The sequence below is a fragment of the Vibrio sp. K4 genome, from assembly GCF_051122595.1.
In the GTDB taxonomy this organism is placed as follows: domain Bacteria; phylum Pseudomonadota; class Gammaproteobacteria; order Enterobacterales; family Vibrionaceae; genus Vibrio; species Vibrio owensii.
The window spans coordinates 1,576,435-1,595,088 of record NZ_CP178578.1 but is presented as its reverse complement, the minus strand read 5'-3'; the positions used below and the strand labels follow the sequence as shown (position 1 = coordinate 1,595,088).

Genomic DNA, 18,654 nt, shown 5'->3' with positions numbered 1-18,654 from the left:
TTTAGCCACCCGATTGAGGGATCTTTGCGACCAAGCGTAATGACGTGGTCAACTCTTCCATTTGCAGCCAAGGCTTCAACCATGCCACAGCATTGTAGGAACCTGGCGCACCCGGAATTTCTTTCACCTGAACACGAGCATCGGCAAGTGGGTATTTCGCACGGATTTCTTGACCACCACCTTCTGAGGCATTCACGTAGCTTAAGATCCAACGGTTTAGCCACGACTCCACGTCTTCAGCTTCCATAAAGCTACCAATCTTATCGCGCGCCATGACCTTCAAGTAATGAGCAAAACGCGACGTTGCCATCATGTAAGGTAAGCGTGCTGAAATGGCCGCATTCGCAGTTGCATCAGGAGAATCGTGATTGGCTGGTTTTTGGCAGGTTTGTGCACCAAAGAAAACCGCGTAGTTGGTATTCTTATAGTGGCACAAAGGAAGGAAACCAAGTTTACCTAGTTCCGCTTCACGTCGGTCCGTAATGCCAATTTCTGTCGGGCATTTCATATCTGGGTCGCCGTCATCGCTCATGAAGAAGTGCGTCGGTAGGTTATCTACTCGGCCACCACCTTCTGCGCCACGAATAGCGGTGCAGAAGCCATATTTCGAGAATGCATCGGTAAGCTTAGCGCCCAGCACATAAGAAGAGTTCATCCAACAGTAATCATTATGTTCAGCATTCGTTGCAATGCCCGACACTGAGTCAACGTCAAACTCTTCAAAGCCAAACTCTTCCACCGGCGAAGTTGCTTGTCCATAAGGCAAACGCGCCAATACTTTTGGCATGGTTAAGCTTACAAAACGAGAATCTGCGCTTTCACGGAAAGAACGCCATTGCGCATATTCCAGTGATTCGAAAACTTTGTCCAAATCACGAGGTTTAGAAAGCTCTGTCCACTCATCAAAACCAAACAATGCAGGTGAAGCCGCAGATAAGAATGGAGAGAAACCAGACGCGGCCACATTAGACATTAAGCGAAGTGATTCAATGTCTTCTGGGTGGTTAGTAAATTCGTAATCACCAATCAATGCACCATATGGCTCACCACCGGCACTGCCGAATTCCGACTCATAAACTTTTTTGAAGATCTGGCTTTGATCAAACTCAACCGCTTTACTCAAATCTTTATGAAGCTCTTTCTTCGTCATGCTGATCATGCGTATTTTGAGTGTCGAACTGGTATCTGAGTTCATTACTAGGTAGTTCAAACCACGCCAAGATCCTTCAAGTTTTTGCAGTTCTGGATGGTGCATGACTTCAGACAGCTGTTCAGAAATCTGACGATCGAGTAAGTTAATCGCTTCACGGAAAGTCACGGTTAGGTTCTTATTCCATGAGACTGTGCCTTTCATTGCCTCTTCAGTTAACGTCTTAATCAGCTCTTCAGCACGCGAAGCTTCTGTTTGCTTAGTTGCGCCAATCGCTTGCTCTAGAAAAGAGGAAGTCTGCTCACCAACGGTAGGATCAAGCTGCTTTTCAATTTGCGTTGTCATCACTTCACCCCCTCTGGATTATCCGTTGGGTGAGCGTCACCTAATTTTAGCTCGCCTGCCAGCTTGGTTAAGTTATCCGTGTTGTTTAAGACATCTTCAAGGATATTTTCCAACTCTTCTGAACGATCCACCTTGGTCATTAGGTCACGTAGCTTATTGCGTGTTTCCATCAACTGGCGCAGTGGGTCAACTTGATTAACGATCGCTGCTGGCTCAAAGTCTTGCATCGACTTGAAGCTCAGATCAACTTCAAATTGAGAGTCATCTTTCGCGAGTTTGTTGGCAACCTTAAACTTCACTGATGGGTTCATTTTCTTTAGAACGTCATCGAAGTTATCTCTGTCGATCTGAATAAAGCGACGGTCTTTGAGTGGCTTCAGCACTTCCGTATTTTGTCCTGCGAAATCGCCCATTACACCAACAACAAAAGGAAGCTCTTTTTTCAGCGTTGTTCCCTCAGTTTCAACATCATAGGTAATGTGAACACGAGGCTTCCTTACTCGTGACAGTTTCGAGTGGATACTCGTCATACCGTTCTCCCTTTCTTAATTTTCATTTTGTTCTGCTATGCCAACTAAACGGAAATAGCTTCTCTTTGCATCTCCGTCGGAGATCAATTCCGCCAGTAGTTCCGGCAGAGGCATTCCACACCAACGAATGATTTGTTCGATGGAGTAAGAAACTGGTGAATGAGGCTCACTTTCTCTAAAGAAGTCTGCCACCTTTTGTAACTGCTCAATAGCCTGTTCCCGCGATTGCATGTTTGTCATCAATAAAGCGCCGTTTTGCCCCTGTAGCGTTGGTGCTTCCTCATCCTCAGTCGGATCGAGCTGAATAACTTCAGTCACCTCTGATGGAGCTTGAAAACGAACGCCCAATAGATGCTTTAATGCCGAATGTATTGAATCTAGTTTTTTGGAGATGTATGAGCTCGGTGTAACGTCCCCAACCGCATCATCAAGCTTTTGACTAAATTGGCTAAACGCAGCCATCGCAAACTCAAGGTCAGAGATAAGTTCACGATAGAACTCATCAGATGTAGATTTCACCGTGTCGTTAATCTTGGACATTTCAACAGCACCCTGCTCAACCTTGTAGCGGCGCTTGTCTTCATCAAGTCTCTCCAACTCAATCGCTTGCTGATATTCCCAAAAGGCGTACGGTTGCTCTACACCCATGTCAGTCAGGGGAATAGATGCTAAAGGAAAAATTAACGTTCCTTCACTATCGATGCCATTTAGGCCAATAATAGAAGAGATACGCGTCTCCATACCGTCTTCATCAGGCATTGGATATAGTTGTTCCCAAAAATTGTCGATGAAGTTTGAGGCAATTTCATAGCCAACCCCCATGCCACGAAATCCATAAAGACGCGTGAGGGCTTCAATTAACCATGCAACAAATTCTAAGTCTTTTGATTGGCGAGAAAGAATATCCGGAACCTCGTCAATAAAGACACGCCACAAGTTTGTGTGCGTTAATATGCTCTCTTCTTCGATAATCGCATTGCGCTCAGCATTGCGTGCCGCCATTCGACTGTCTTTTAAACGGTAGTATGCCGATTGAGGTGACACGTCTTCACGCGGATCTACACCTGTTGGACGCTCTTCTGATACTGGCAATAGAACCGGAGCCAACCAATCGAATACCCTGCTAGAGTCAGATACACTTTTTGGATCAACCATTCGCCTTGCTCCTCAAGAATACTGGGATAGTGGCATCCTCTTGTGTTCGTCCGTCTAGCTCGCTTCTCTCACAACAGGCTTTGATCAAAGCACACGTGACATTGTCACTCGCACCTCTCACTAATGCAGAATGCATCAAAGCTAAGCCCGCCTGATTAACCGAGTCTGCATAAAGTGTCTTGTGCATCTCATCGTTGGTGAGTTCTTTTGATAATCCATCACTGCACAAAAGAAATTGATCTCCGTCTGCAAGCTGGCCTGATATTTGGTCTATTGTGACTATTTCGTCCACACCAATCGCTCGTGTAATGACATTAGCCAGTGGATGTGACTCTGCATCCTCAAAAGCCAATAGACCTTGCTCAACCAAATCCATGACTTGACTGTGATCTCTGGTTTTTTGGGAGAAGCGACCTTCTCTGAGTTGATAGATGCGGCTGTCTCCTACCCATAAACAGTGGAAGTAGCCATCTTGCATAAACAATAAGACAAGAGTCGTTCCCATGGTTTTGCCCTCTAAGCGGGCTTGTGCGTAATCAAAAATCTCTTTGTTTGCTTGCTGGACAACAGCTCTTAGTTCATCGATATTAGTCGTTTTGCTGTCTTTGATATGGCGAGCGATACGATCCACTAACATCTGACTCGCAATATCCCCCGCACTGTGTCCACCCATTCCATCCGCTACAACCCAAAGTCCAGCTTCAGACATCTCAAGTAAGGCGTCTTCGTTATAAGGTCGCACTTTTCCTGGGTGCGTCTTAGCAAAAGTAAAGTAATTCCAATTCATTCTTCGCTTCCTACCAGTTCCACTTTTGCCAATTGCCGTCTAGCATTGCGGAATATTGTCCTATCGAGGGCAAGCCAGATGTCACCAACATGCACGGTTCGATGTTGTCCGAACCGTCTGTCCACCAAAAGCAAGGCGTTTTGTAGTCCTTACCAATCATTCGATTCAAGAGGCTGTTCACTGATAGCTGCGACGAACGCTGATAAATGACGGACAGATCACTTTCATAAACCATCGTTGGAACTTGGCTTACACCTGCTTCTTCGGCTGGTAGATTGTCAGAGTCTGTCAGCCCTTGTGCCCATGCATCGAAAACAAACTCATCACTCAATACGGCAACTGCAAGGTTTTGGCTATGCTGTGTCCAGTCACTCTGTTGCCAGTAGTTCAACGCAGGTCCCTGTACTGCGCGCGCCACCGTAAAAAAGAAATAACGGCCTGACGAATCCACGCTCGGAATGACACTGCCGATATAAGTGGCGTCTTCCATGTAAGAAACATCAAGCGCAAAATGCCAGATAGGAGCTGTCAAAAAGTACTCGCTCCAATTTTCACCCAGTTGCTCACGGCTAACGGCAATCACCGCTTGCTGCCAGTCGTGCCAACGACCAGTAAATTCTTGGGACAAACCGTCTTTAACGAAATCCCCTTTAGCCGGCATTTTTCCTATGTATCCCCAAGAAGAAGTTAAAGCGTTTGTGGACATCGGAACCTCTCCATTTCATTTGACCAGAATGGGTTTACCGTGCTCGAAGGGATCAGCTCCAACTGAACTTTATTACCATTGAGATCAATCATCACGATGTTGTCTTTTCGTGACTCCGGACGTGCTTTAAGTGATTGGTCTAGTAATCTAAAGATGCCCCATTCACCCTCATATGTATGAGCAATTTCTCGCTTTGATTCCGGCGGCGTAAATACGATTCGAGTTTGATCTTGACCTGCTGGCCAACTTAACGATTTAGCTCGTGCTGGACCATGTTTATAAACGAGGTCTTGTTCACCTAACTCCAATACAAAGCGAGTTATGTGTTGGTCTAAATAGACTGGCTTCATTCCAAACTCGACTCTCAGCGAGTTATCAGATTCAAAGAAGGTTTGTCTAATGCGCTTTGCTTGTTGAAACACCGCTAATGTTTCAGGCCTCACACCGATTTCTTTCTCAAGTTTCCAGCGTCTAGAGGAGGTGTCCACAAATGGTTCGAGATACTCTTTAAAAAAAGAGTCCATCGTTCCGCCGTAGCCGAAGAAGCGTTTAAAATCTTTGAGCCGCACTTCCTTGGCCGCATTTGAAACAAAGGGATAACGCCCTGCGATAGAGCGACGATACGGTTTTACGACCTGCGTTTGCCAAAGCTGGTTTAGGTGATCTTTAGAACCACTCTCAGCAAATTTCACTGACTCTTGAGACAACTCACCTAACCATTGATTAAATGGCTTTGGTAGCAACTCTCGCGCCCGCTCAAAAGAGGCAGCTACATCTTGGGTAACCGTTCCATCTAGAATGCTCTTGTAAGCAATTTTTTGATTGTTCCCTGAGCTTGATAGATCAGACAAGTAAGAACGCAGATTAACCATTGCTTGCTGAATGTCGTCAAAATCTTGCTCATCCAAACGTAGAATTTCAGTAAAGTGTTGCTCCACTTCCTTCCCGGGCAAGGCTACGTTAAATGCATTTTCCTCAGGTAAATACAGATCGAGCTTGTCAGCCGTGTTTGAAAACTTCACCTTGGCTACATTTCCCGCAACTTCAGAAGCGGCTTTTTGGTTTTCTGACAAAACTACTTTCGTTAAACCCACTTCTTTTTGAATCGCACGCAGTAGTGATTCAATTGGCCTTTCGACACCAGAGAACACCCTCGCCTGAGCGGAAGCCAACTCTAAACTTGGCGCCTGTTTAAGCTGGATGTCTTCAATCAAGTTTTTCCACTCATTGATATAATCTTGGTAATAGCGCTCTTGTACACCTCGAATAGCGCTTGCATGGTCAATCTCATGCGCTTTTAAATCGTCCCCATAGACCCAGTTTTCCTCCATCAAGCTCTTTACCGTGCGGTTAATTTGAATTTGAAAAATGCTATGGAATCCGTTGTAAGTGTAAAAACCAGAAATACCTTGCGATAGTGGCTTACCACTGTTTCGTTCGAACTGATCTAAACCCTTCGGTCCCAGAACGTCAGTCAACCTAAATGAAGGCACATGACTTTTCGCAAACTGCAACTTCATACGTTGGTAAGCGCGTTCCGGCAAAGACATTTGTGTTAAGACTTTTCGAGCCTTCGCTACCGATGATTCGTCGTAAGAAAGCCCTCGCTCATTGCTGTCCAGCAAATTTCGAGTGTGCGTCATTAAGCGCTCTCTTAGCATCTCATTAAGTACACCAGGGTAATGACGTTCATAGTAGAAACCAAACCAACTCAGGACTTCCTCTTGCTGATATTTATTTGGGTTAAACAGCATCAAATAAGTTTTAAGTGTTTCGTATAGATATTGACGATGCTCTTGGTTTCCTTCCATTTCTGAGACAAGACTCTGGAGCATCATTGGGGCAAAGTGCTTATTTAACGCAGAGGTATAAGCGTTGTTCGCCGCTTGAGAGACCTTATTCCCTTGATACAGGCCAAACTTTTTTATCGCAGTTTCTTCTTCATAATCGCTTTGTTTACCGAGCGGTAACATCATGATGCGATCAAGCGTTTCTATTGCACTTATAATATCTGAATCAAAGTCCAAGCTATCCGCGCCTATCATTGCGTTGATATGGTCAGTCTGCTTATTGGTTTGATTAATAAGGTTCACGTTCCACTGGTAACTGGTGAACCAAACGCCCGAGGCACCTGCCAGTGCCACTGCACATCCGATGTAAACGCCTCGATGGAGCCAACTAGACTGTTTTTGATAATGACGATTCACCGTACCAAGCAATTGCTCTTTGAAAATCACTCGATCAAATAGGTTTTTGACAAAGTAACTATCAGAACTTCGACTGTTCATTGATAGCCCGAGCTTGCCAAGTCCCAACCCACTTGTGGCTTCATTCATTAAACGGCTAACAGGGATCCCTTCTTGAACCGAACTCACCATAAACACACCACGGATGAGCGTCGGTTCTTCAAAGCTGTTTTGAGCAAAAATATCGGTTAAAAACTCGTCTAAGTTTGCCTGTAGTACACGCAGCTGTTTCGGAAACTCGAAGATAAGCGCACGCTTATCAAGGTCATCTTCAGTTTCAAGGATCCTCAACATTCGAGCATCAAGACGTTCTAATAGGTGATGAAACTCTTTATTAAAAAGAGAAATAACGCCTTTCTCATCCTCGCAATCTTGAGGGAACATAAAACCAAAGAGATCGTCTCGCTCTTCTTTACTCAAGTCAGAAAAAAACTCATTAAACCCCGCGACGAGATCCATCTTAGTAAGCAGTACGTAGATTGGAAATTGCATGCCTAATTGATTTTTCAACTCTTGTAAACGAGCCTTAATTGCTCTTGCGTGCAAGCTGCGCTCAGTGCGAGTCTGCGACATCATGCTGGCCAAACTCACCGTCACGATAGCGCCATTGATTGGTCTCTGAGTTCGATATTTTTTAAGTAGTCCAAGGAACCCATGCCAAGCCTTTGAGTCGACCTTTTCCTGACTGTCTTGCGTGGTGTAGCGCCCTGCAGTATCAATTAACACCGCTTTGTTCGCGAACCACCAATCGCAATGTCGAGTGCCACCAACCCCAGCGACCGAATCTGTACCCATTGACTCAGCCAAAGGAAATTCCAAACCAGACTGCTTGAGAACCGTTGTTTTACCCGTACCAGGAGGACCAATCAAAACGTACCACGGCAATTCATAAAGGCTGCGTTTTCCTTTATGTGTTTTAGTCACGACTTTAATTGCCTGTTCAATCCTATCTTGCAAGACATTGATTTCAGAAGCGGCTTCTTTATCCGATTGAGAGTCAACTTCTAACAAAGTCTGAATACTCTCGTCTTCTTTTACTTTTTGCTTGTGTTGTTTCGTAAGATTGAAAATCCCCCAAACGAAAACCAACACCAAAATACTGACGAGACGTTGAAAATCCGTCTTTAAAGGTTCATAACCTGCAACGGTAATTAGTGGCCCAACAGCCCATATAAAGATTGAACAAGCTGCGACACCAACTAAGCCAATAAACCAGCGTTGAGTAAAGATCTTGCCTACTTCTCGGATACTCATTTATCTCACTTTCCTTAGTTCGCAACCATTAGATCAATTTCGATTCGGCGATTAAGCGCTCGGTTCTCGTCGCTAGTGTTATCTACCAACGGCCTCGCATCTCCTAACCCCTCAGGCAACACACGTCCCTTTAAAGCACTATTCGCGATTAACTGCTCAGACATCGCGGTAGCTCTAGCCAGAGAGAGGTGCCAGTTGGAAGGATATTTGCTGGTAAAAATTGGCTTGTCGTCGGTATGTCCTGCGACCAAGATTTTCCCTTCTGTCGCTTCTAAGGTTCGAGCCAATTTGGATATCACGGGCTGAATGTATTCAACAACCTCGGCACTTCCAGACTCAAAGAGATCTTGAGCTTTGATGGAGATTCGAACTCGGTCTGGAAGCGCGTCGACCGTGACTAAACCTTTACTGATTTCTGTTGCGAGATACATGGAAATGCGTTCAGCGATATCGGTAACTTGAGAATCAGTTTGAACCGTTGATTCAACTTGTACCGGAGCGATCAAGTTGATCAAGTTGGTAAAGGTTTGGTTGGAGGCTTTGTTAAGGTCATAACTAAAGTACATAAAAATACACACCAACAAAGCAAGTGTGACCGAGCAAACAACCCACAAAGGCGCTCGTTCAGAGATTTGCGCACCATTAAGAAGACGGGCTTCGACATTATCATTCAAGCCTTGTTGCATACCTCGGCCATGATTCTTGAGCGTCGCCATCACCTGTTTCCTCAAACGACGATGCGCTTCGAGTCCGTTCTTCTCTAATCGATATTGACCGACAAAGCCCAAAGACAAGCAGACATACATTAATTCAAGAAGGTCTAAATGAGACTCTGGAGAAGAGATACATTTTTCAAGGTGTTGATAAAATGCCTCACCACCTTGGCTGCTCGAATAAAACGACGTTAATAATGAATCGTGGCTCCAAGCAGATTGGCTACCCCAATTTGTATTCAATACCGCTTCATCAATTGCACAACACAAACAGTAACGTGCCGTATCTATCGTTTCTAAGTTAATATTTTTCTGACGTAGTCGATTCTCGTAATCTCTAAGTTTCTGCGCTAACGTTTCTTTTAAAAAGAACACATCAGAGTGAGTCGCCGTTGCTCTTACCTGACCAATGATAGAAAGGATACCATTAGCCTCCGCCAGTATTGGGTTAGTGCCAAATGCGACTACCGTGTCATTGTTCACAACCTCGGCGCTTTTTGAAATCACCACAGTACTGTCTGCCGATTGTGGCTGAGATACTTTGGCTACTGGCCTTCCACCTGGCGTTGGCTTAATAATTGTCTGTTCCATAGTGACGTCACCCGTTATTGGTTAATGCTCCAAAGCTCAATATCTGCATTCGGAAATTGGCCAGATAACTGTAGAGCGATACCTCCACTCTCTTTTAGCCGGTTCCAGAAAGGCCCTTTTTTGATGACGTCAAAGTAGACGTACCCAGTTTGATAAGGAATCTGCCTCGGAACGACATTGAGTGGCGCAACATTGATGCCATTAATCTGGTTGTTGATGAGGTCACGAATTTGTTCTGCTGGCCCAAACTTAAGTTGCGCTGGTACCAATCGTCTAATCTCTTCGGTGCTCGTATCAGCTTTTACAGCCAATACAAACTGACTGGAAGCAAGTAGTCGCTTGTCTGGCAATGGTGTGACATGTATACCGAGTTGGCGAGCTTCTAGCGGTAACTTGTTGGCAGTCTGGTCGAGTACAACGCTTAAATATTGGCTTAACACTTGGTTAAGCTCCTGAACAACAAGAGTCAGGTTTATATGATCATAATCAGACAACGTAGGGATACGTTTCGTCTTGCTAGAAAATGTTGAGAGTTCGCCGACGTAGCCCTTCAATAAAGTAATAAGCTCAAGCGGATGAATTTGCTCTAATTTACCGAGGTGCTTAAGAATCGTCTCGTATCGGTTTAGCATTTGTAGCATGATGAAATCCACCGCTGATGCAGAAGCCATCTTTCCTTGAAGCAGACGTTGAGAGACGACATCAGCACGAATCTTAGTCATAGCGGAGGCGTTTTTAAGACAGCTCATCATGGCTTGATCATTAAGCGCGTTTAGGTTTGGTGGCGTGAATTCATCATCCAAGATAACAACACCTTCACTTGTTACCTCTTTAATTTTTAGAATGGGCAATTCAACAAAACCAGAAAGCTTTTCATTGTTCGCTTTCAACGCCATGTTCAATGATGCGACTTGAATACACTCTTCGTCTTGACCTGTCTGAACATCAATAACATCAATATCTTTCAACAAATATCGCGACACCAAGCCTTCGCTAACATCAGCGACCATTTTCTCTTTCAAGCTCTTCGCTGGCACGGTAAGTTTAACGAGCGTGTCTTGCGTACCTTTTTCAATGCTCAAAGGGCTGAGCTCAGCACTTGCATTCTGCAGTTGGACGACCGTCATATCAGGCAGAATTGCGTCTATACTCTCAACTTCCACCAGCCCTTCTTTAAGGCTGTTTGAGTTAACAAGGACTTTGTAAACGCCCCAATTATAGGGTTGTTGCAAGCGATTTAGCCCCTTGAATTCTTGTTCTATCGCGCGTTCGCTTTGTTGAAAATGTTGAGGACGTAAAAACATCCCCTCACACCATGCTGTGCGGGAGTAATGTGTCATGGTTTTATCGCCAATCAAGATTAGTTAACGAACAAAGACAAATCGTCTAGTTGAATTTGGTAGGTGTTGTACCCGGTTTGATCAACCTTAATTACCTGTCGCCAATTTGAGTTTTCTATATGGGGTTTTGCGCCCATTTCAGCGAAAAGTCCAAAGTTGGCTCTCAGGCCTTTAGTTACAAGGGATTCCGAAGAGTAGTAGCGAATAAAAAGACTCCCGAAGGAGCCTTTTTAAATTCAAACATTGTGACTAAATCATCGAGCTTTCACGTACATCAGATGTATTCCTGTTGGAGTGATTCTTGTTAAATCTCGGCTGTACACATACCCATATTTTTCTAACAAATCGATAGAGTGGTATGTCCAGGCAACAGCAAATGCAATTCCGCATAAAGCAAATATAGTTACAATCTTATCCCAGATTTTTATTGTTTGAGAGCGGTAAATTTCTTTTATTTTTTCACCACGAACGAAAGCCTTAGGTGTTAAAAACAACAAATAAAGCAGCACCCCAAAAAAACCTACGGGTAGCCATAAAGTAATTATTGAAACTTGTACAAGATCAGCATGATTCAACAGATCAAGATAATCTTCTAATACTCCTTTAGATACATAAAACCAACTAGGAAAAAAGAAACTCCACATAAAAAGTATTGCAAATCTAACGCTAGTTTTGGATAACATTCTCTAACTCTCTAACAATTGTGTTTGAGATTTTAAACTCCCCCCAAGCCCATTCAATAATTACGTAGGCAGCAACACACGCAAGAGCACCGACTAAAACCGTACCACCAAGAGCAGCAACCGCGAACAAAGATGCCTCACCAACGGCTGTCTGGAGCATAAATTTGAACATGTCAGAGCCAACATTCCCAAACCAATCCACTAGGTGGTAATCATCTTTGAATACTAGGTCACTGGTAGCAATACTCGCCGATACTACAAACGTTAAAACTCCTGCACCTTTAAAGTTTGCAGCCCTAGATTTCGGGCTAAAACCAGTTTGCATTGCTTTAAATGAGTTCAGCGGGTATTTTTTTCCATTCATGTTGACACGAGTGCCATTTACAAGCGCATGTTTGAGTGCTTTCCCGTTCAGATCTGTCCCATTGAATGCGACAAAGATTTTTCCTCTGCTCTCAACAAGATCCGCCTTAATGTTCATATCCCCGAATTGCTTAGCAATAGACGCAGCGTCAAACATCGGCTCTGTGTGGTTGAACCATGATTTGGCTGTATTAATACTCGCAGCAAGAGCGGCAACATCTTTACCAGAATCGACCCAAACGTTATGCAATATCTTGTGCGCATCTTCTAAATCCGTGATAAGCACATGCTGCATGTTCTTAGCCATTTCATCTTCCAGAGAACACTCTAAAGCAAGAGAATCACTCAATACTTTTTCAACCGTTTGAGTTTGGCTATATAACAAAGGCTCTGAACCATAAGGGTCGTTAACTGGAGAATAGGATTGAACGGAAGCGATGTCTGTACTTCGACCTGACGGCTCATGAACGAGTTCACTAGTGAACTGTTCAAATATACTCTTAGATGCTTCACCCATTGGTTTTAAAGGACGCTCAAGCGGATTAGCTAAACCATCTTCCGTAGGATTTAAACGACTACGGATCGCATCATTCATGTTCTTAAATGCCTTGATGCCTCTTGCTTCAAGCGCGAGCTGTTCCTGCTCTTTCTTTTGATAAAAGGCATTTTGATCCTGTGTGTATGCTCTTTGAGCATCAAAAATAGTGGGATATGTAACTCTTTTGTAAACCAATGAATTCACAATAGGATCATGCCCTAAATGTTGCTGCATAGCGGTTTGGTCATAAAACATATCAACGGCTTGATCGAATGTGACGTGACACTTTTCCCAAAAAGCACTACCGCGCTGTGCGAATGGATAGTTTCGACCTCTCGGTGGAGGATTTTTGCTCATGACTTGCTCACATTGTCGAATAAAGAGTATGAAATCATAGCGATTTTTCTTGGTGCGTCATATTGGTCATATGTTGAATAGGCAACTTCACTATCAAAACGCTCATTTTGGCAGTGACAAAAATCAATATGTCTTATCATCAATTAAACGTTCATGCTCTAACCTCTTTGCCACTCGAATGACCGTTCTGTCCGAGACATTGGTCAGTTTTGCGGTGTCGCGAATACTCAATTTATTGATGACTCGCAACTGATAGATTTTTTCGTGGAGCTCGAGGTTTGGTTGTCTGCCACGATATTTCCCTTCCTCTTTGGCCTTTTTTATCCCCTCAGCCTGACGGCGACGCCGATCTTGGTAATCTTTGCGAGCGATGGCTGCCAACATGTCCATCATCATGCTGTTTATCGCTTTGATCATAGAGCTGGTAAATTCATCGGTGACTTGAGGAGATAGAGCGATATGACTGGTCGGTAAATCTAGGCTGATCACTTTTAATGCTTTCTTGCTCAGCATTTCTTTCAATGTAAACCAACTTTTTTCATCAAGACGTGAAAGGCGGTCAATCTGCTCAATGAGGATCGCATCACCAACAGCAGCATCATCAAGTAATCGTAGAAGTTCAGGTCTTTGCAAAGACGCGCCTGATTCATTCTCAATATACCAACCCGCTACACGGTAGCCTTTATCTTGAACAAAGCTTTGTAAGGTGCTCTGAGCACGTTTTGCATTTTGATCAGATGTTGATGCTCTTAGGTAGCCAAATATGTACATAATTCACTCGATATGACATTTACATGATGATCTTAATGGTTGTGTCATTTAGGTTATGACATTGCAGGGTTTGATGTCAAATTTAACCCATGTCTTTTAGGTAGACTCAAATTTCATGCAGGCACAGTTATCCCTATGTCGAGTCGTTCAATATTTATTAACACAAAATAAAAAACAATGAGAAAAGTTAAACCAAGTCGAATCCAAATATTAACGGAACAAGAAGTCCATGAACTTTACTCCCGTCTCGCATTTAATCAGAATGAGCGTGAAGAGTTTTTCTCGATAGACCCGAGTATCGAGAAAGCGCTATCAAACATGGGAAAGATTGAAACTAAAATTTATTTGATCCTCCTAATTGGCTATTTTCGAGCCAAGCCAGTTGTGCCGCAATTTAGATTGCGAGACGTGAAACAAGATGTTGATTACATTTACGCCACTCACTTCCCCAACAGAAAACCGAAATATCCCCTCATTGCTAAAAGCACACGAGCGACACTGATCTTGAAGATGCACGAACTACTCGGCTTCAAACGATTAACCAAATCAGCCGAGAAGGCGTTATTAGAAAGGTTGCAAGATGTGGCTACGATATGTACCTATCCTAAATACATTTTTGATGAGAGCTTGGCTTTCTTCGGTCAACAGCGCATTGGCTTGGTTGGATATTCGACATTACAGAACATGATCACCACTGTCTTAGCAAATGAGCGACAGCGAACAGAGTCAATTCTTTCAAATCAAATGTCAGATACAACTCGAGCCCAACTTAAGAAAATACTACACACCAAGGGGCGGCTAAACCAACTATCAATACAAAAAGGCTCGGCTAAAGACTTTACTCCAGCAGAGCTTAATCGTGAAATAGAGGCACACAATACCATAAAGAGTGTTTATCAGGATGTGAAACGCCTCATCAGCGAGCTAAGGTTGTCACAAGGGAACTTGAACTATTACGCTTCTATTATCCGGCATCAATCTATTTACAAAATTCGTCGATTTCCTGAATGGCAGGGGCTGTTGTATATGGTGTGCTATTTATTCTTTCGCTACCAAGAAACGAATGACAAGTTAGTGACAGCCTTTCAGTATGCGACTCGAAAACAAAGAGAAGCCGCCTCAGCGGCAGCGAAGCAGCAAATAGCCGATGAATTAGAAGTGGTTAGGGACAAGCTAACCCATGCAGGCAGCATATTGAAGCTTTTCGTGGATGACTCAGTGAGTGATCAAGTCAATTTTGGTGATGTACGGCAAAATGCCTTCGACATCATGTCTAAAGATGAGCTACAGCTTATCAGTCAGCACCTACATCAAAAAAACTTCGACAAGCGTCAGTATGAATGGGAGTACATCGACACCCAGTACAGAAAAGTAGTGAAGACGATAAGACCTCTTTTTCTTGCTATTGATATTGAATGTGAGCCTGGGCAATCATTGCTTGCCTCTCAGTTGCAGGCGGCAAAGTCAGAACTCCAAAAAGAAAAACACATTTGCACAGCAGATCAGAGGCTTATTCTTAAGCAAGATAAGGGGCACATCGTAGAAGCAGGCAGTGCTAATCCGCGGCGATTTGAATATTACTTGTACCAAAAAGTTTCACGAATGCTTGATAGCAATCATATTTTCATCAATGAGAGTGCAAAGAATAAGCGCCTAGAAGATGACTTAATCCCTATTTCTGAGTGGGAGCATAGAGAACATATTATTGTTAATACCGGGCTAGAAAAGTTAACGACTCCTATTGAGAAAACGCTTACCAATTTAACACAGACCTTACGTAAGAAAATGGAGGTGGTCAGCCGCAACATTAATGACGGTGCAAATGATTTTGTTGTCCATCAACCTAGATCAAATCAACTCACTTGGAAGCTTGCCAATAAGCGCTGGAAGGAGGAAGTAGATAATCCTGTCTACAGCCAACTCCAACATAAGGGGATCATCGAAATCATGGACTATGTCCATCAGAAAACGGGGTATCTCGATGCATTTAAGAATATAGCGACCAAAAAGCAAGGCAGTAAGGCAAGAGAAGAAGACTTATTGGCGTGTATTTTTGGTAATGGTTCCAATTATGGCTTACACCATATGTCGTCGATATCAGACCGAGCTATTGGGGTATTAAGATCAGTGAATGATGGGTATATCAGACCAGAAACCACCAGTAACGCAAATGATGTGATTTCCAATGCCTTGGCAAAGCTCCCAATATTCAGCTATTACACAATTAATGAATCAGCTCCGTTTGGTAGTATTGATGGTCAAAAACATGCTTGTCGTATAAACACATTTAAAGCGCGATTCTCGGCAAAGTACTTCCGTAAAGGAAAAGGTGTTTCGGCTCTCACACTAGTATCAAACCACGTACCAGTGAACACTAAAGTCATTTCAGCGAACGAGTATGAAGCGCATCATGCTTTTGACTTACTCTATAACAATACCAGTGATATAGACCCAAAAACTCTGGCCACCGACACTCATGGCGTCAATAACGTTAACTTTGCGATCCTTGACCTATTCGGATACCAGTTTGCTCCACGCTATGCCAAGTTTAAAAATGTCTTCCATGATTTGTTTGAGATTGATTACGGAGAAGCGTTCGTTTTGAGGCTGCGTAAGCCATTTAACACCTCCTTAATTAAGCGAGAGTGGCATAATATTCAAAGAATTATCTGTTCGCTAAGCCGTAAAACAACGACGCAGAGTACCATCATAACGAAACTATCTAATGGTAAACAGAATCAACGAACATTAGCGGCGCTTAGAGAATATGATCGGCTCATAAAGTGCCTCTACGTTTTGGATTATGTTGATGATTCAGAGCTTAGACACTTTGTTCAACAAGCTCTGAATCGCGGTGAGGCCTATCACCAATTGCGCCGAGCGATTGCTTCAATCAATGGAAATCAGTTTCGTGGTGGGGATGATTATCAGATAGAACAATGGAATGACTGTGCGAGGATCATTGCGAACTGCATCATTTATTATAATTCGGCGTTGTTATCTAGCTTAATTGAAAAATTTGAGAAGGAAGGAAACCAAAAAGTCGTGGAGTTGATAGCCGGTCTTTCTCCCGTTGCTTGGCGTCATATCCAGCTTGCAGGGAATTACACATTTGGTCAAAAAAAGGACAATATAGTTTTAGAAAGATTACTTGAAAACTTAGCGCCACTAGGAGAAGAAGAGATGCTAGAAATGGTCGCGTAAAAACTCTATATGCTCTCAGCCATTGTAAATAAAGGGCTGAGAGCTAACTTTGGACTTTTCGCTGAAATGGGCGCAACTCCCCTATATCTCGAAAAGCCGCAACTAAGCCGAGATATTTCGTCTTAGCAGACATACTTGCGTGATAAACCTCTTCTTGGCCAGGCGTTAGCGATATCTCATACTTGTTAACTAAATCTGGCCCCAAAACCGTGTCGTAGTTTTCATATATTGAAAAGAAATCTTGGCTTTCAAACACCGTCGAAGAAGTGAGCTCAAACACATAAATTACGACTGGGGAAGGTCTACCATTTGAATCAGGGTTGATGTTATGTTTTGCAGCTAGCTCTAAATCAGCGTAAGGGGCAACCACAAGGTTTGCAGCGGAGCAGCCCGTAAGCAGTGCAGTAAAAAGTAGAACTAGAGTTTTCATTATCACTTTCATCATCATCCCTTAAATTTTAGTTTTTAGCGCGCTTTCATAATGCTTTGCAAAATCTTCTAAATAAAATGGCGATTCTTTATTTATAACTTCATCTGTCAATTGGTGATGAATACCTTCAAACTTTTTCCAACTGCATGCATATTTTCTCGCCGGAATTAATTTATTTAAGACACTATCATTGGACATAGCATCAGAATAAATCGTTGCTGGTTCTACTAATGACATAACACTTGATACAGTACCTTCGACACCTTTCATTAAGGCACGCTCATGATTTTCAATATCAAAGAACGCTTCTTTTATCGCGGTATCAGCTCGCATAAAACTTTCCGATTGGCGATTATATAAATTATGAATTGCATCTTCTAAATTAGCAGAGAACTTTAACGGGTTATTTTCAGATTTTCTAAACGCCGTATGATTCAAACGATTATTTTGTTTAAACTCGGCACGATTGTGTAATGTTTCCATTAAGCCTAATAGCATCAGGGAAAACGATTGGCCTAACTGCTCAAACCATTGCTCACTGCCTTCATCTGGGACCATATTAGGATTGATACCCAAACCTCTAATAAAAGCCTGTGCATTTTTCTCATCGAACTCATGTGAGATTGGAGTATGAGAAGGTAGCTTTTCTTCTTCTCGGTCATCTTGAGAGTGAGATGTAGGTGCATCTAAAAAGTCATCCATGAGACCAATATCTAGTTGAAACTCGGAAGAAACGCTCTCTTTTAATAGATCTGAGGCATTCAAACCAAAGTTGTCGTGAGCCAAGTTTTCAATAGCAACCTCCTCATCTAATTCATTGATTTTATTGGACTCATTTAAAGAATCGTCAATGCAACGCTCTTCAAGGTTGACTTGAATTTGATAATCGCCGAGGGTCACTACATCACCATGATTCAGTGCTAATTCATTTCCTTGACCAACAGGGCTGACTGCGTTGTTTACAAAAGTGCCATTAGTGGAGAGGTCTTTAATCAAGTATTTGTCACCAAACTTGATCAGCTCTCCATGCTTACCTGAAATGACTCTTTCAGGGTCTGGCAACGTCCAATCGCACTGTTCTGAGCGACCAAAACTGACTTTCTCATGCTCGCCTGTCGCGTCAAAAACGAATTCGTTGTCTATCTCTGGAGTGAACTTATGAAAGCTCGTAATAGTTAAAACCAACGTCATGTAAACCTCGCCAAAGGAACTGCTTAATATATAAATTTAGTTCTTAATAGTTAGGCGACATCTTATTAACACTAAAGTTAATAATGCCTAATCAAATAATAATTAGATTTCACGAACGGAATAATGAATTAAATTTACAGCAAAGCAATCGAGGATTATTACCCAGAACAAAATATACAACGAGGTTCAAATTTTTGACGCTAAATCTTTCATTCGTCAAAAAACCGATGTTAGCTTTACCGAGAAATCAACATTTAACTATTTTTCATTAGTTGATGAATTATATATTCACACCATCAT

14 protein-coding genes and 1 pseudogene are annotated in these 18,654 nt (G+C 42.9%); 1 reads left to right on the top strand and 14 read right to left on the bottom strand.

The genetic code is table 11. From position 1 onward, the window contains the following. Window position 1: 1 nt before the first annotated feature. From tssC to ACLIIY_RS24535, 12 genes and pseudogenes are all read right to left on the bottom strand, one after another. A complete protein-coding gene (tssC, locus tag ACLIIY_RS24590; protein WP_005426776.1) occupies window positions 2-1,495 on the bottom strand; it encodes a type VI secretion system contractile sheath large subunit in 1,494 nt (497 codons plus the stop codon). After that, window positions 1,495-2,025, bottom strand: a complete 531-nt coding sequence (tssB, locus tag ACLIIY_RS24585; RefSeq protein WP_434528693.1) for a type VI secretion system contractile sheath small subunit — start codon at window positions 2,023-2,025, stop codon at window positions 1,495-1,497. Before tssB ends, tssC begins: the two co-directional genes overlap by 1 nt. Before the next feature lie 15 nt (window positions 2,026-2,040). Beyond that, window positions 2,041-3,180, bottom strand: a complete 1,140-nt coding sequence (tssA, locus tag ACLIIY_RS24580) for a type VI secretion system protein TssA (RefSeq protein ID WP_050917919.1) — start codon at window positions 3,178-3,180, stop codon at window positions 2,041-2,043. After that, window positions 3,173-3,967: a PP2C family protein-serine/threonine phosphatase gene (locus ACLIIY_RS24575; RefSeq protein ID WP_258491377.1), complete on the bottom strand. Its 795-nt coding sequence runs from the start codon at window positions 3,965-3,967 to the stop codon at window positions 3,173-3,175. The genes tssA and ACLIIY_RS24575 overlap by 8 nt, the downstream gene beginning before the upstream one ends. 10 nt (window positions 3,968-3,977) lie before the next feature. After that, window positions 3,978-4,673: a type VI secretion system-associated protein TagF gene (tagF, locus tag ACLIIY_RS24570; protein WP_054823237.1), complete on the bottom strand. Its 696-nt coding sequence runs from the start codon at window positions 4,671-4,673 to the stop codon at window positions 3,978-3,980. Further along, a complete protein-coding gene (tssM, locus tag ACLIIY_RS24565; protein WP_434528692.1) occupies window positions 4,655-8,173 on the bottom strand; it encodes a type VI secretion system membrane subunit TssM in 3,519 nt (1,172 codons plus the stop codon). The genes tagF and tssM overlap by 19 nt, the downstream gene beginning before the upstream one ends. Window positions 8,174-8,187: 14 nt before the next feature. Further along, on the bottom strand, window positions 8,188-9,477 hold the full coding sequence (tssL, locus tag ACLIIY_RS24560; protein ID WP_434528691.1) for a type VI secretion system protein TssL, long form: 1,290 nt from the start codon (window positions 9,475-9,477) through the stop codon (window positions 8,188-8,190). A gap of 14 nt (window positions 9,478-9,491) precedes the next feature. Further along, the gene (tssK, locus tag ACLIIY_RS24555; protein WP_434528690.1) at window positions 9,492-10,781 is read right to left on the bottom strand and encodes a type VI secretion system baseplate subunit TssK; all 1,290 of its coding nucleotides are present in this window, start codon (window positions 10,779-10,781) and stop codon (window positions 9,492-9,494) included. Window positions 10,782-10,837: 56 nt separating this feature from the next. After that, a pseudogene (locus ACLIIY_RS24550) lies at window positions 10,838-10,936 on the bottom strand (type VI secretion system lipoprotein TssJ); the annotation flags it as partial. A gap of 135 nt (window positions 10,937-11,071) precedes the next feature. Beyond that, window positions 11,072-11,500 carry a hypothetical protein gene (locus tag ACLIIY_RS24545; protein ID WP_025499522.1) on the bottom strand — a complete coding sequence of 143 codons (429 nt, stop codon included), beginning with the start codon at window positions 11,498-11,500 and terminating at the stop codon, window positions 11,072-11,074. Beyond that, window positions 11,484-12,170 carry a hypothetical protein gene (locus ACLIIY_RS24540; protein WP_049874738.1) on the bottom strand — a complete coding sequence of 229 codons (687 nt, stop codon included), beginning with the start codon at window positions 12,168-12,170 and terminating at the stop codon, window positions 11,484-11,486. Before ACLIIY_RS24540 ends, ACLIIY_RS24545 begins: the two co-directional genes overlap by 17 nt. Window positions 12,171-12,881: 711 nt before the next feature. Continuing rightward, window positions 12,882-13,529, bottom strand: a complete 648-nt coding sequence (locus tag ACLIIY_RS24535) for a recombinase family protein (RefSeq protein ID WP_023623169.1) — start codon at window positions 13,527-13,529, stop codon at window positions 12,882-12,884. A 177-nt stretch (window positions 13,530-13,706) separates the two neighbouring features. Between ACLIIY_RS24535 and ACLIIY_RS24530 the strand changes: the two genes are divergently transcribed. Further along, window positions 13,707-16,733, top strand: coding sequence for a Tn3 family transposase (locus ACLIIY_RS24530; RefSeq protein WP_025499520.1), 3,027 nt, complete (start codon window positions 13,707-13,709; stop codon window positions 16,731-16,733). A 43-nt stretch (window positions 16,734-16,776) separates the two neighbouring features. Here ACLIIY_RS24530 and tssJ read toward each other — a convergent pair whose 3' ends face one another. Next, entirely contained in the window at window positions 16,777-17,175 is a 399-nt protein-coding gene (tssJ, locus tag ACLIIY_RS24525) for a type VI secretion system lipoprotein TssJ (protein WP_434528689.1), read from the bottom strand. 9 nt (window positions 17,176-17,184) lie between these two features. Next, the gene (tagH, locus tag ACLIIY_RS24520) at window positions 17,185-18,354 is read right to left on the bottom strand and encodes a type VI secretion system-associated FHA domain protein TagH (protein ID WP_434528688.1); all 1,170 of its coding nucleotides are present in this window, start codon (window positions 18,352-18,354) and stop codon (window positions 17,185-17,187) included. Between the last annotated feature and the right edge of the window lie 300 nt (window positions 18,355-18,654).